Annotated in this window: 13 protein-coding genes; all 13 read left to right on the forward strand. The window is 39.5% G+C overall.

Features of this window, described 5'->3' with window-relative positions:
• Window positions 1-265 precede the first annotated feature (265 nt).
• The 13 genes from BMX40_RS20860 (at window position 266) to BMX40_RS07375 (ending at window position 13,659) form a co-directional block, all read left to right on the forward strand.
• Window positions 266-1,258 carry a TAXI family TRAP transporter solute-binding subunit gene (locus BMX40_RS20860; protein ID WP_090868359.1) on the forward strand — a complete coding sequence of 331 codons (993 nt, stop codon included), beginning with the start codon at window positions 266-268 and terminating at the stop codon, window positions 1,256-1,258.
• 111 nt (window positions 1,259-1,369) lie between these two features.
• Window positions 1,370-3,340, forward strand: coding sequence for a TRAP transporter permease (locus BMX40_RS07320; RefSeq protein WP_090868361.1), 1,971 nt, complete (start codon window positions 1,370-1,372; stop codon window positions 3,338-3,340).
• 309 nt (window positions 3,341-3,649) lie between these two features.
• Window positions 3,650-4,858, forward strand: a complete 1,209-nt coding sequence (locus BMX40_RS07325) for a CynX/NimT family MFS transporter (protein WP_090868363.1) — start codon at window positions 3,650-3,652, stop codon at window positions 4,856-4,858.
• 59 nt (window positions 4,859-4,917) lie between these two features.
• Window positions 4,918-5,643, forward strand: a complete 726-nt coding sequence (gene pxpB, locus BMX40_RS07330; protein ID WP_090868365.1) for a 5-oxoprolinase subunit PxpB — start codon at window positions 4,918-4,920, stop codon at window positions 5,641-5,643.
• A gap of 12 nt (window positions 5,644-5,655) precedes the next feature.
• Window positions 5,656-6,423 carry a LamB/YcsF family protein gene (locus BMX40_RS07335; RefSeq protein WP_090868367.1) on the forward strand — a complete coding sequence of 256 codons (768 nt, stop codon included), beginning with the start codon at window positions 5,656-5,658 and terminating at the stop codon, window positions 6,421-6,423.
• 32 nt (window positions 6,424-6,455) lie between these two features.
• Window positions 6,456-7,397 carry a 5-oxoprolinase subunit C family protein gene (locus tag BMX40_RS07340; protein WP_090868369.1) on the forward strand — a complete coding sequence of 314 codons (942 nt, stop codon included), beginning with the start codon at window positions 6,456-6,458 and terminating at the stop codon, window positions 7,395-7,397.
• A gap of 16 nt (window positions 7,398-7,413) precedes the next feature.
• Window positions 7,414-8,010: a pyroglutamyl-peptidase I gene (locus BMX40_RS07345; protein ID WP_090868371.1), complete on the forward strand. Its 597-nt coding sequence runs from the start codon at window positions 7,414-7,416 to the stop codon at window positions 8,008-8,010.
• 360 nt (window positions 8,011-8,370) lie between these two features.
• Window positions 8,371-9,558 (forward strand): MDR family MFS transporter, encoded by a 1,188-nt coding sequence (locus BMX40_RS07350; protein ID WP_090868373.1) that lies wholly within the window; start codon window positions 8,371-8,373, stop codon window positions 9,556-9,558.
• A 15-nt stretch (window positions 9,559-9,573) separates the two neighbouring features.
• Entirely contained in the window at window positions 9,574-10,308 is a 735-nt protein-coding gene (locus tag BMX40_RS07355) for a Cof-type HAD-IIB family hydrolase (protein WP_090868375.1), read from the forward strand.
• Between the two features lie 599 nt (window positions 10,309-10,907).
• Entirely contained in the window at window positions 10,908-11,255 is a 348-nt protein-coding gene (locus BMX40_RS07360; RefSeq protein WP_090868377.1) for a helix-turn-helix domain-containing protein, read from the forward strand.
• Between the two features lie 71 nt (window positions 11,256-11,326).
• Window positions 11,327-11,509 carry a cold-shock protein gene (locus BMX40_RS07365; protein ID WP_090868570.1) on the forward strand — a complete coding sequence of 61 codons (183 nt, stop codon included), beginning with the start codon at window positions 11,327-11,329 and terminating at the stop codon, window positions 11,507-11,509.
• Window positions 11,510-11,705: 196 nt separating this feature from the next.
• Entirely contained in the window at window positions 11,706-13,226 is a 1,521-nt protein-coding gene (gene adh / locus BMX40_RS07370; RefSeq protein WP_090868379.1) for an aldehyde dehydrogenase, read from the forward strand.
• Window positions 13,227-13,299: 73 nt separating this feature from the next.
• Entirely contained in the window at window positions 13,300-13,659 is a 360-nt protein-coding gene (locus BMX40_RS07375; protein WP_090868381.1) for a DUF779 domain-containing protein, read from the forward strand.
• The last annotated feature ends 209 nt before the right edge of the window (window positions 13,660-13,868 follow it).

Below are 13,868 nucleotides of genomic sequence, written 5' to 3' on the forward strand. Positions count from 1 at the left end.
TTATTTTAAAGACCTTGGTCATGCACCAAGGTTATTTTTGTGCGAAAAGACTTAAATAAGTTAGCTTTTTACTAGTAAGTTGAGCCTGTTTTTATTTTTAAATAATCAGAAAATATGAAATAAACTGTTGAATTTTTTGGTGAAATCGGTATAATTGTAGTAAGCTTCCCAAAATATGCTCATTACATACATGGACTTTTTTCAACTAGAAATCTGAAAGCGATGACATTTGGGGGCGAAAATAATATTGAAAAGGGGTATGTATATGAGAAAAAAGAAAATACTTGGCTTTGTTGGTATTCTATTTGCCATGGTGTTACTGCTTGCAGCCTGTGGCGGGGATACAAAAAATATTGCAATTGGACCTCCAGCAAGTGCTACCAATTCTGTTTCTAAAGTTATATTAGAGGCTTATGGTATTGAAGATGGTGATTATGAAGCATATCAGGAAGGTTTTGGTGATGCGGCAGATGGCGTACAGGATGGAAATATTGATATTTCCATTGGTATTTTAGGCCTTCCAGCTGGTAGTATTGAGAACCTGCATGCATCTGCAGGAGATGTAAAGATGCTTGGACTTTCTGATGACGCGGTTCAATATATTGAGGAGAATAGTGATTACCGAGAGTTTACTATTCCAGCTGACTCGTATGATTTCCTTGATGAAGATGTAACAACGGTTACAGCTTATGCGATCTTAATGGGAAATACGGATACGATTAGTGAGGAACTAGGTTACGAGTTAGCAAAAGCTATGGTTGAAAATTCGGATGAAATCAGCCATGCGCAAGGTGCGCAAATGACGCTTGATAATGCACTTAATGGTCTAGAAGATTTACCGATTCATCCAGGTGCTGCAAAATATTATGAAGAGCAAGGATTAGAATTTGATAATCCAGTTGCTGAAGTTACTTCTGAAGGAAGCAATGAACTTGTCCTAGGTACTGGAAGTTCGGGTGGTACGTACTATCCTCTAGGCGGAGAAATGGCAACTGTTTGGAATAACAACATTGACGGGCTTAATGTTACAAGTACAGAAACAGGTGCATCTTTAGAAAACTTAGCTAGCATCCGTGATGGTGAAATGGATTTAGGTATGACCGTACATGGCCCTGCCATTGATGCTGTAAATGGATCTGGTGACTTTGAAGGAGCAGAGGTTTCCAACGCAGCTTTCATCGGACATATTTACCCAGAGGTAGTTCAAATCGTAACTCGTGAAGAATTTGGTATTGAAAGCTTTGATGATTTAAAATAATAAGCCTTTTAAGCCTAATTTCTTTACATCAACTTACCGCATGGAATATGGGAAGGGATCTTTTCTTGGAGGTCCCTTCCTTTCTACCTAATAGAGAAGGGATGTGGTTAGATGAAAGAAAGTAATCAACAGGTAGAACAAGTTAATACAAAAGAAATATTAGAGAAATATGATAAGGAAAGTAATTACCGGGTAAATATCGGAAAATGGGCCTGGGTGATCACCTTTCTAGGTGTGTCTTTAACAGTATTCCATTTATATACAGCGGCCTCAAGTGTCTTACCTTCCCAACAACAAGGAGCCATTCACCTAGGAACTGCTTTGGGACTTATCTTTTTACTATTCCCAGCGAAAAAAGGATTGCAAAAAGTACAGAGATCTATTCCGTGGTATGATGTGGTTCTTGCGTTTACAGCAATGTATGCCTCGTATCACAAAATTGTTTTCTACGATACGATTCTTTTAGGACGTGTCCAAGGATATAGTACTGCCGACATTATTTTTTCAATTATTGGTATTCTACTATTATTGGAAGCTACGCGGCGGACTGTTGGTGTCCCTATCATAGTCGTAGCAGGAATTATGATTTTATATACGTTATTTGGAAACTTTATTCCGACTCAGGTTCTATCTCATCCAGGCTTTGCTTTGGATCGAATTTCTACAAATCTCTGGTATACAGAAAGTGGCGTGTTCGGAACACCTATCCAAATATCAGCTAAATTTATCTTCCTATTCCTGTTCTTCGGTGTCATACTCGTACATACGAAAATTGGACAGTTTTTTAACGATCTAGCGTTTGCCCTTACAGGGAGATACACTGGTGGAACGGCAAAGGCAGCTGTTGCAGCAAGTTCCTTACAAGGGATGGTATCTGGAAGCTCGGTAGGAAATACGGTTGCATCAGGCTCATTCACGATCCCCATGATGAAACGAGCTGGTTTTAAGCCGGAATTTGCAGCTGCTACAGAAGCATCTGCTTCGACTGGTGGGCAAATCATGCCACCACTTATGGGAGCAGCAGCCTTCATCATGATGGAGTATCTCGGCGTAGATTATGGAACCATTATGCTAGCTGCAGTCGTTCCAGCGATCTTATATTTTTCGGGTATTTTTATCGGAACGCATTTTGAAGCTAAAAAACTTAAAATCTATGGATTGCCAAAATCAGAGCTTCCAAGCTTCCGAAAATTAATGGTGAAAAATGGATTTATGCTTCTTCCGTTATTTATTATTGTTGGAACAATTATGGTAGGATATACTCCACAACGAGCTGCTCTGATGGGGATATTAGCTGCGTTTATCGTGAGCTTTGTTCGTAAAGAAACGCGTATGAACTGGAGAAAAATCATTGACGTATTTGAGCAAGGTGCACGTGTTGCGCTACCTGTAATTGCAGCCTGCGCAACGGCGGGAATCATTGCTGGTGTGGTTAGTATTACCGGATTAGGTTCTAAATTTGCTGCCGGAATTATTGCACTATCTGGTGGGATTTTACCTTTCGCCCTACTATTTACAATGATTGCTTGTATTATTTTAGGAATGGGTTTACCAACAACAGCAAACTATGTTGTTACAGCAACTATTGCTGCACCCGTTTTAATCAATGAGTTTGGTGTGGCGCCAATTGCTGCACATATGTTTGTATTCTACTTTGGAATCGTTGCTGATATAACACCTCCAGTTTGTTTGGCTGCATATGCTGGGGCTGGAATAGCTGGAGCGAATCCATTTAAATCTGGAGTAAATGCGGTAAAACTTGCTATCGCAGCATTTATCGTACCGTACATTTTCATTTACAACCCAATTCTCGTGTTAGTCGATGCAACCCCGGTTACATTTATTATTTCTGTCACAACTGCACTATTAGGGATTATGGCAGTCAGTAGCTCGGTTATCGGCTTCTTCATTCGCTATTCGAGGAGTTGGGAAAGAATCTTACTATTTGCAGGTGGAATTTTAATGATCCTACCTGAAATTCTTACAAGTACGATCGGAATAGTAATCATGTTAGCTGTTTGGTTTATTCAAAAGCAGCGCAAGGATGAAGGGAAATCAGTTGAAGTGCAAGGTACGATGTGATTTTGGAACTGAAACATTTAATCTGAGAGAAATCTGAACACCAATTCAAATTTAGTAGAGTTGGATCGTTCGGATTTTTCTTTTTATTTGTTTTGATAACTTGTAGCATCAAAGTAGTCGTTGGTTTATTTCTTTAGAGGTACAACGTGTGCATTTGCTCCCCCCCTAATGAATATGCGCCCCAACCCTTTCTTCCATTCGACAACATCCGATTATTTCCTCGGAAATAATTCCTGATAAGTTCACATTATTCCTTCTATTCCTGCAATATGCTATAGTTGATATTAGGTATTTGAAGGGAGTAGCATCATGGAAACACAGCAAACAATAGAAAAAGAAAATCAGTTATATCGATTTTTCATCATAATTGGAATTATTATTGTTGCATTCAATTTAAGGCCAGCAATTACTTCGGTTGGACCACTTATTGGTATTATCCGGGATGAAATAGGCTTATCCAATTGGAGTGTAGGACTACTAACAAGCTTGCCATTAATTGCATTTGCAATCATGTCTCCGATTGCTCCAAGACTTAGCAATCGGTTAACGAATGAGCGGGCATTATTGATTGGATTAGCGCTTTTAACAATCGGAATTTTTGTTCGTTCCATATCTGTAATCTTATTGATTTTTGCAGGTACTTTATTCGTTGGATTAGGTATCGCAATTTGTAATGTCCTTTTACCCAGTGTTGTTAAAGAAAAATTCCCAGCTAAAGTAGGATTAATGACAAGCGTCTATTCAACAGCGATGGGAATTTTTGCCGCTGGATCTTCAGGTGTGAGTGTGCCTTTAGCCAAAGGGATGGATTTGGGGTGGCAAGTTGCATTACTTGTTTGGAGTATCCCTGCGATAGTTGGAATTTTGATTTGGTTTTATCTATCAATGAAAGGGAAGGCTGGAGCTTCAGAGACTGCGGTTAATTATGTACAAACGAGTGAAAATCGAATGTGGCGTTCACCGCTCGCTTGGCAAGTAGCAGTATATATGGGATTGCAGTCATTTTTATTTTATGTAACGATTTCCTGGTTACCAGAAATATTGCATGACTATGGAGTAACAATGGAAACGGCAGGTTGGATGTTATCGTTTACGCAATTTGTCGGACTTCCAGCAAGCTTTTTAGTACCGGTCATTGCTGGTAAGCTACAATCGCAACGAAGTATTGTTCTAGTAATGGGTACCTTAGCAATTACGGGGTATGGTGGACTTTTGCTTGGATCCTCAACCTTTATTATGGTTGTTAGTACTATTTTTATAGGGTTTGCACTAAGCGGAAGCTTTGCGTTAGCCCTTTCCTTTTTAGCGATGCGAGCAAGAACGGGGAAACAAGCAGCAGAGCTTTCAGGGATGGCACAAGCATTTGGCTATTCACTAGCTGCATTTGGACCCATGTTTATTGGTTATTTGTATGATGTAACTCATGTGTGGAATGTACCTTTGATCACGTTGATGATCGTAGCAGGCATGGTAATGATGTTTGGAATGGGTGCAGGAAGAAATCGATATGTGTTGTAGTAGTGGTTTGTTTTGTATTTAAAAATGATTATAACAATCCAAGCTAGAGGAGGTTCCCTGTGAAAATAACAGTCAATGGTGATAAAGCTGTCAAAATAGAATTCCCAGGTAGTGTTACAGCGGATTTAAACCAAGAAATCCAAAGGTTTTGCAGGGAATTAGAAGCTGCAGCTATTAATGGAGTCGTCGAATGGGTTCCTGCATATAAATCGGTAACCATTTATTACGAACCTACTAAAATACTGTATTCCGAATTAGTTAATACAATTAACGCACTGCCATCCCACCATTCCGGCGAGGATCAAAAAATAACTTCTCGTCTACTCCATGTCCCGGTATTGTATGGTGGGAATGTTGGACCAGACTTGGAGCGGGTGGCATCATATAATCATCTTTCACCTAATGAAGTAATTAAGCTTCATCAAGAAGCCAATTACTTGGTTTACATGATTGGCTTTTTACCGGGATTTCCGTACCTTGGTGGATTAAATAAAAAAATTGCAACGCCACGTCTCGAGGAACCAAGAGCTTCTACATTTGCTGGTGCAGTCGGCATTGCCCATGAACAAACTGGGATATATCCTATCGAATCTCCAGGAGGATGGAACATCATCGGACGTACGCCAATCACACTATTCAATCCAAATGATGAGCAGAACCCATTTCAGTTTGAAGCAGGAGACCAGATTTGCTTTTACTCTATCTCGGAACAGGAGTATCAACGGATCGAGCTATTGGTGAAACGTGGAGAATATCAACTGCAAATAGATGGATGTATAGACTAGGAGGCGGATTTTATGGGAAATAGAATTGATCTGAATTGCGACATGGGGGAAAGCTTTGGTGTGTATTCTTTCGGTTCTGATGAGAAATTGATGCAGTACATTTCTTCAGCTAACATTGCCTGTGGAGCACATGCTGGAGATCCCCATGTTATGAATCATACTGTCCAATTAGCAAAACAATATAATGTTTTCATAGGAGCTCATCCAGGGTTTCCAGATTTAGCTGGTTTTGGCAGAAGGATGATCGAATGTTCGCCAACAGAAATTTACCAGATGGTAGTCTATCAAATCGGTAGTTTGCAAGCTTTTTGCACGATACATAATGTATCTATGACTCATGTCAAACCTCATGGGGCATTATATAATTTTGCTGCTCGTAATCAGGAAGCAGCAAATGCTATTGCCAAAGCGGTGTATGATTTGAATCCTAAACTCATATTATTTGGATTAGCAGGGAGTGAATTAATTGCTGCTGGACAAGCTATTGGTTTACAGATTGCTTCAGAAGTATTTGCCGATCGAACGTATCAACCAGATGGAAGCTTGACCCCTCGTAGTGAAAAAGGTGCTCTAATTGAGGACGCCACAGAAGCGGTAAAACAGGTGAGAGATATGGTTCAACATGGTGTTGTAGAAGCGGTTAATGGTGAGAAAATTGCCATCGAAGCAGATACGGTATGTATTCATGGTGATGGCAATCATGCTACGGAGTTTGTGAAATTGTTGACAGATACGTTGGTTGATGCAGGGATTGCAATAAAATCCATTGGTGAACAGTAATCATCATTATCCAAAAAGAAGGTGATGCCATTTTGAGCCAAGAAATTTTCCATATTATCAAGCCAGGTTTAATGTCTACCTTTCAAGACAAAGGACGTACCGGCTATCAACGATTTGGGGTGCCTGTGTCTGGTGCAATGGATCGATTTGCACTTCAAGTCGCGAATATATTGGTTGGAAACCCTCGTTATGAAGCATGTATAGAAGTTGCGTTGATTGGCCCGAAAATAGAGATGCTTCATTCGATGACCATTGCTATTACAGGTGCTAACCTAGAGCCAAAAGTGAATGGTGAGGCTAAGCCAATGTGGACATCCTTTACGGTTTACAAAGGAGACCGGTTATCCTTTGGCCGCCACCAGGAAGGCGTGTTTGCCTATATCGCCATAGCTGGTGGTATAGATTGTCCTTCTTTTCTCGGTAGTAAATCTACGGATGTCAAAAGTGGCTTTGGTGTTCCCGTTGAGAAAGGAGTCCGGATAAATGGATTTCCAAGAATAAACAAAACGAACGTTGGGCTGAAAATATCTGAGATTCCTGTTTACAAAAAGAAAGTGGAAATTGCTGTTATCGAAGGTCCGCATACGGAAATGTTTACCGCAGAAGAACGAGAGCAATTTTTTAATGTAACCCATACCCTTGAAGCAAATTCCAATCGAATGGGATACCGATTAAAAACGAACATTGAACATTGGGGAAATACTGCAAATATATGGTCCGATGCGATTCCATACGGAGGTATTCAAATTCCACCAAATGGCCAGCCAATTATCTTAATGGCAGATCGGCAAACTACGGGAGGATATCCACGGATAGGTACTGTAATTTCCAGTGATCTATCCAAATTAGCCCAGCTCGTACCACGTGGCCAGATCCAATTTTACCGCACGACGATAGAAGAAGCACAAAATCAAGCTATTAAAATGGAAAAGTCAATTCGTAATCTAGCGCTTTTCCGAAAAAATATAAACTAATATAGAGGTGTCGAACATGAAAAAATTACTACTTACAGGATTTGAACCATTCTTGGAATTCCCAATAAACCCAACAACAGCAATCGCGCAATCATTAAATGGAAAAACACTAAATAATTACGAAATTATTGGAGAAATACTATCCGTTGATTTCAATAAAACAGGGAAGCAATTACTGGAATTCATTGAAAAGCATAATCCAGACGCTGTCATTTCACTTGGATTAGCTGCTGGAAGAAACTGTATTACTCCAGAACGCATTGCAATCAACTGTAATGATGGTCCAGTTGATAATAACGGGCATAAACCTAATGGTGAGAAAATCTTCACGGATGGTCCAGATGGCTATTTTTCTACACTGCCAATCCAAGAAATGGTTACAAAATTACAGGAATCGAAAATACCAGCAAAAATTTCAAACACAGCTGGCGCATATCTTTGCAATAACGTCATGTACCATGGATTACATCATTTTAAACAACAAAACCTAGATCGTCCATCAGGATTTATTCATATTCCGGCATCCCATGAACTAGCGGTCGAAAAGAATATGCCAAGCTTTTCACATGAGGATTTAGAGAAGGCTGTTAAAATTGCAATTTCATGTTTATAGAGTGGTGGAAGGAAAAAGTCGCAGATAGGGCGACTTTTTTTGTGATAGGAAAAGATGGGGGAAACGATCTGTCATTGATAGAGAGTGATTGAAGAACCTGAGTGAGTGCTCTTGATCAAGTAGAGAGTGATCGGCAAATGTGAGTATGCGCTCCGAAAACGGATAGAGAGTGTTTCAAAAAAGAAACCATGTGCTCTGCAAACGCTAATGAAAGTATCTAACCATCTAACTTACTAACATAGAAAACAAAAGGGAATAGGTGGGAGATTTAAAATAAATTTTCTTCAGTTTTTCTCATTGCTTATTTGCCTTGATATGTATTAGAATGAGTTGAGATAAATAGAATGAGAGATGATGAGGATGCCAAAATATATTTGGTTGTTAGTTATTGCGATGGCAATCAATGTGACAGGGGCTTCTTTTTTATGGCCGCTTAATACGATTTACATGCACAATGAGCTTGGCAAAAGTCTTGCTTTTGCTGGGGTCATTTTAATGTTTAATCAAGGTGCTGCGATAATAGGGAATTTAGTTGGTGGTATTTTATTTGATAAGTTCAGTGCCTATAAAACGATTTTGTTTGGAACCTTTTTGTCGCTTTCAGCTGCAATTACGCTTTCCTTTTTCCATGGGATCGTACCTTACTCCATATTGCTTGTGGTAATTGGGTTTGGATCTGGTGTTACTGGACCTGTCATGTTTGCGATGGCTGGGTCCGTCTGGCCACAAGGAGGAAGGCGGGCATTTAATGCCATTTATGTGGCACAGAACCTTGGTGTTGCCTTAGGTGCCACGATTGGTGGGTATGTAGCGAGTATTTCCTTTGACTATATTTTTATGGCGAATGCGTCGCTGTTTGCGGCATTCTTTTTCATGGTAATGTTCACATTTAAAGGAATGGATCAGGAACGAGATCGACAAATGCATACGTCAGTTATCGAGCAAGGGAAAAAAATTCAGAACAAGTCTGCTTTTATAGCGCTCCTAATTTTAAGCACAGGATTTTTTGTAACATGGGTTGCGTACAGTCAATGGCAGTCAACGATTGCATCTCATACCCAGGACATTGGCATTCCACTTGAGCAATATAGTACGTTATGGGCGATAAATGGTTTTCTTATCGTACTAATGCAGCCTTTGGTAAAATGGATTACAGGAATAGTAACCTCCACAAAGGCACATATTTACATTGGGAATACCATTCTCATCCTATCTTTTGTAATTGGAATGATTGCGGATCAGTTTGTGATGTTTGCGGTAGCCATGGCTATTTTAACGGTTGGTGAAATTCTCGTATGGCCGGCAATCCCGACATTAGCAAATGAATTGGCACCAAAGGGAAGAGCTGGTTTCTATCAAGGATTTGTGAACAGTGTAGCAGCAGCTGGTAGAATGGCAGGGCCGGTATTTGGAGGATTAATTGTTGATTTATTTAATATTCAATTACTGTTCTTTGTTTTACTTTTTCTATTACTCATTCCTTATGGGACAACGAAACTATTCGATAGAGGTACAAAACAGGAAGAGGAAGTGGAACAAGCAACGTAAAAAAGGAGGATTTAGATGGCAGAAGTTAAATTGATAGCGTTAGATATGGACGGGACATTATTGAATCGTCAGGAAGAGGTTTCTAATTATACAAAGCAAGTAATTGCTCAAGCGTTAGAAAAGGGTGTCCACGTTGTGCTTAGTACAGGACGATCGTTTAAGACCTGTTATCCCTATGCAGAAGATTTAAGCCTATCATCCTATCTCGTTACCTGTAACGGTGGAGAGATTTGGACGATGGAAAAAGAGTTATTGGAACAGCATTTATTGGATGCTTCTGCAATGGAGAAAATGTGGTACATGGGAGAAGAACTCGGTCTGGATCCATGGATGATCTCAACGGAAAACATCTATCGTGGGAATTGTCCAGCCGATTTTAAACAACAAAAATGGTTAAAATTCGGTTGTGATTCTCATGATAAAGATAAATTGGATCAACTAGTAAAAGATCTCTCCTATATGGAGGGACTTGAATTAACAAATTCTTTGCCTATGAATGTGGAAGTGAATCCAAAGGGTGTAAGTAAGGCGAGTGCACTGAGAAAGGTTTGCCAAAAGCTTAACATAACAATGGATAACGTAATGGCTGTTGGGGATAGCTTAAATGATATTAAAATGATTCAAGAAGCTGGTGTAGGCGTTGCAATGGGAAATGCACAAGAAGCAATCAAGAACGTTGCCAATCATGTAACAGACACCAATGAAAATGATGGAGTTGCGAAGGCGATTGAGCGATTTGTAATACAATAAATAAAAAAAGTCTCTCTAGGAGGCTTTTTTTATTTTATAAGAAATGACACGTCTAGTTTTGACGGACAGGACATCCAAGTGCCGATGAACTAACAGGAGGTGGAGTTCTTTCATTGTGCAGTGCTTAAAGACTAGCGAAGAACTTCTTCACGAATTAAGGTAGGCCACATAAGATCGGCGGAAGATAAAGAATCCTCACTAGGTCAGTCCATAACATAGATAAGAGACCGAAAAAAAGGAGGGAACCGTCTCTCAGTCCTTCATAGTGGAAATGAGAGACTGAATGAATGGGAGGAAGTGTCATCTAGTCTTTCATAATAGAGATGAGAGACAAAAAGAAGGATACTTCACCCGTCATTCATATCGAACAGTTGAAAAGCATTACTTTATTCTATCCAAAACATGCTACAATGTACCAATTCCTAATGTCTAAAATGATGAATTACGCCAAAAATTCGCTATTAAGAACCAATTACGTGCTTATGCTTTCAAATACGGCGTTTTTCTACCTAACTCCGATCTTTATAAAGTTCATATTGTTCTTTATAATGTACAATATAAAGAGATACGTCTATTTAAGTTAAAGGAGATAAGGAACAATGATTGGAGAGCGAATAAAAAAGAAAAGACTTGATCGTGGTTATTCATTAACAATATTGGCCGAGATGTCGGGAGTATCCAAGTCATATTTAAGCTATTTAGAGAGGGATCTTCGTACAAATCCATCGTTACAGGTTCTTACAAGTATAGCCAAAGCACTTGATTGTTCGTTAGAGTTTCTATTAGGTGATGAAATGGTCGTTATGGAGAAAAATTTACGAGAAGATCTAAGTGATGAAATTGTATTTTATTTAAGAAATGCGATACAAGAAGGGACAATAAATGGCGAGTTAGAAGACTTTCGTAAATATTTGGAATTTCTTGAGTGGAAAGCGGCAAAGAAATAATGATGCCATTCCTTTTATTATACCAAAAAAAAGAGTATAATAAAATTAGAACGATGAAAGGGGATGCTGTCATGTCTTTTTCACGTGGACCTAAAGAACCAGTGCAAGAAGTCGAAACAACGATTTGGACTTGTACGAGTGAAGAGTGTAATGGCTGGATGCGCGAATCATGGAGTTTTAATGATGAACCAAAATGCCCGTTATGCAAATCTTCGATGACCCAGGAAGTACGTGTACTTCCGGAAATTAAGTAACGATTAATACGAGATAGATCTTTAAATGAAATGAACTCTATAAACACAATCCTGACAAAGCGCCGGGGTTGTGTTTATTTTTTTCCTAATAATGGAATATATGTTGTCCTAGTTGAATATGTTCTAGTAGATATGCTTTTATCTAGTAAATTCACATCAAAAATGAAAAGGGTTTCAAATAGGAGGAGGACGTTGGATGAGATATGCAAATCCCAATACAGAAGGATCACTCGTAAACTTCAAAGAACGTTACGACAATTTTATAGGTGGAGAATATCAACCGCCAGTGAATGGAAACTATTTTAAAAATGTAAGTCCCGTAACAGGGGAGGTTTTCTGTGAAGTAGCACGATCAACAAAGGAAGATGTGGAGGAAGCTCTTGATGCAGCCCATGCTGCAAAAGACTCCTGGGGAAGTACATCAGTTACCGAACGGGCAAATATATTAAATAAAATCGCTGATCGAATGGAAGATAATTTAGAAATGCTGGCAGTTGCTGAAACTTGGGATAATGGAAAGGCAGTACGCGAAACATTAGCAGCTGACTTGCCCCTTGCGATTGATCATTTCCGTTATTTTGCTGGAGCTATTCGGGCACAAGAAGGTGGAATTAGTCAAATTGATAATGATACAGTTGCCTATCATTTCCATGAGCCACTAGGTGTGGTAGGACAAATTATCCCATGGAACTTTCCATTGTTAATGGCGACATGGAAGTTAGCACCAGCCTTAGCAGCAGGAAATTGTGTTGTACTAAAACCAGCAGAACAAACGCCGGCTTCCATCCATGTATTGATGGAATTAATTCATGACTTATTACCAGCAGGTGTGGTGAATATTGTAAATGGATTTGGAGTAGAAGCAGGAAAACCACTAGCTTCTAATAGTAGAATTTCCAAAATAGCTTTTACTGGGGAAACGACAACTGGGCGTTTAATCATGCAATATGCTTCTGAAAATATTATTCCAGTAACATTAGAGCTCGGTGGAAAATCGCCAAACATATTCTTTGAAGATGTCATGGATGAGGATGATGGGTTTTTAGATAAAGCGATTGAAGGCTTGGTTATGTTTGCGTTAAACCAAGGAGAGGTCTGTACATGTCCATCTCGTGCGCTTGTCCACGAATCTATCTATGATAAATTCATGGAGCGTGCACTTGAACGTGTGAAGCAAATAAAAATCGGTCACCCACTCGACACGGAAACAATGATGGGCGCACAAGCTTCCTTAGAGCAAATGGAAAAAATCACATCTTATTTAGATATTGGCAAACAGGAAGGCGCTCAAGTACTTGCTGGTGGGAATGTGAATAAATTAGAAGGTGAATTAGAAAATGGTTACTATGTAGAACCAACTGTTTTCAAAGGAAGTAACAACATGCGTATTTTCCAAGAGGAAATCTTTGGGCCCGTACTTTCAGTTACCACATTTAAAGACAATGCAGAAGCACTAGAAATTGCTAACGATACACTTTATGGATTAGGTGCAGGAGTTTGGTCTCGAAATATAAATACAGCATACCGTTTTGGTCGTGACATTGAAGCGGGGCGTGTATGGACGAATTGTTATCATCAATATCCAGCACATGCAGCATTTGGTGGATACAAGAAATCAGGAATTGGAAGAGAGAACCACCAAATGATGCTAGACCACTACCAACAAACGAAAAATCTACTTGTAAGCTACAGTGAAGGACCAGCTGGGTTGTTTTAGTAGGAGTATGGGGGGGCTAGATGAAAGTCTAGCTCCTCTTTTGCATATATTGGTAGAAAAAGGAGGTATTATGATGGTTGATCGTGTAACGGCTACGGATGATGCACTAGAACTTATTGATAAACTGAAGCAACTTCACGGAGAGTTGATGTTTCATCAATCAGGTGGTTGCTGTGACGGAAGTTCTCCCATGTGCTATCCCAAAGGAGAATTCCGTGTCGGAGAGTCGGATATCCTTTTAGGGGAAATTGGCGATGCCGCTTTTTATATTTCAAAAGACCAATATGAATATTGGAAGCATACCCAATTAATTATTGATGTGGTGGATGGTCGAGGGGGAATGTTTTCCCTTGAAGGTCCAGAGGGAAAACGATTTTTGACAAGGTCGAGAGTCTTTACTGAGGAGGAGCGGAACGTTTTACAGCAAGGGTAATGTGAACAGCATGATTAGAGTGGAACACCGTTGGGATAGATAACGGTGTTTTTACTTTAGGTAAAGTTTTTGGAAGGTTGTTGTGAGTTTAAGTAGGTGTTCAGTTGAGCAGCACTGGCTAGGTTAATCATAATCTTATAGGCTCTCTCGGTTTATTCTTTAGTTAAAGTGTTATCGACGTTCGTTCCGGACTTATCAACCATTATCCC

This window comes from Oceanobacillus limi (assembly GCF_900111445.1).
In the GTDB taxonomy this organism is placed as follows: Bacteria; Bacillota; Bacilli; order Bacillales; family Amphibacillaceae; genus Ornithinibacillus; species Ornithinibacillus limi.

What these genes read in the sequence shown, in the direction of transcription:
- BMX40_RS07320 (WP_090868361.1), top strand. Translation starts at nt 1,370, where the DNA reads ATGAAAGAAAGTAATCAACAGGTAGAACAAGTTAATACAAAAGAAATA.
- BMX40_RS07350 (WP_090868373.1), top strand. Translation starts at nt 8,371, where the DNA reads ATGCCAAAATATATTTGGTTGTTAGTTATTGCGATGGCAATCAATGTG.
- BMX40_RS07325 (WP_090868363.1), top strand. Translation starts at nt 3,650, where the DNA reads ATGGAAACACAGCAAACAATAGAAAAAGAAAATCAGTTATATCGATTT.
- BMX40_RS07375 (WP_090868381.1), top strand. Translation starts at nt 13,300, where the DNA reads ATGGTTGATCGTGTAACGGCTACGGATGATGCACTAGAACTTATTGAT.
- BMX40_RS07360 (WP_090868377.1), top strand. Translation starts at nt 10,908, where the DNA reads ATGATTGGAGAGCGAATAAAAAAGAAAAGACTTGATCGTGGTTATTCA.
- BMX40_RS07345 (WP_090868371.1), top strand. Translation starts at nt 7,414, where the DNA reads ATGAAAAAATTACTACTTACAGGATTTGAACCATTCTTGGAATTCCCA.
- BMX40_RS07355 (WP_090868375.1), top strand. Translation starts at nt 9,574, where the DNA reads ATGGCAGAAGTTAAATTGATAGCGTTAGATATGGACGGGACATTATTG.
- BMX40_RS20860 (WP_090868359.1), top strand. Translation starts at nt 266, where the DNA reads ATGAGAAAAAAGAAAATACTTGGCTTTGTTGGTATTCTATTTGCCATG.
- BMX40_RS07335 (WP_090868367.1), top strand. Translation starts at nt 5,656, where the DNA reads ATGGGAAATAGAATTGATCTGAATTGCGACATGGGGGAAAGCTTTGGT.
- adh (WP_090868379.1), top strand. Translation starts at nt 11,706, where the DNA reads ATGAGATATGCAAATCCCAATACAGAAGGATCACTCGTAAACTTCAAA.
- BMX40_RS07365 (WP_090868570.1), top strand. Translation starts at nt 11,327, where the DNA reads ATGTCTTTTTCACGTGGACCTAAAGAACCAGTGCAAGAAGTCGAAACA.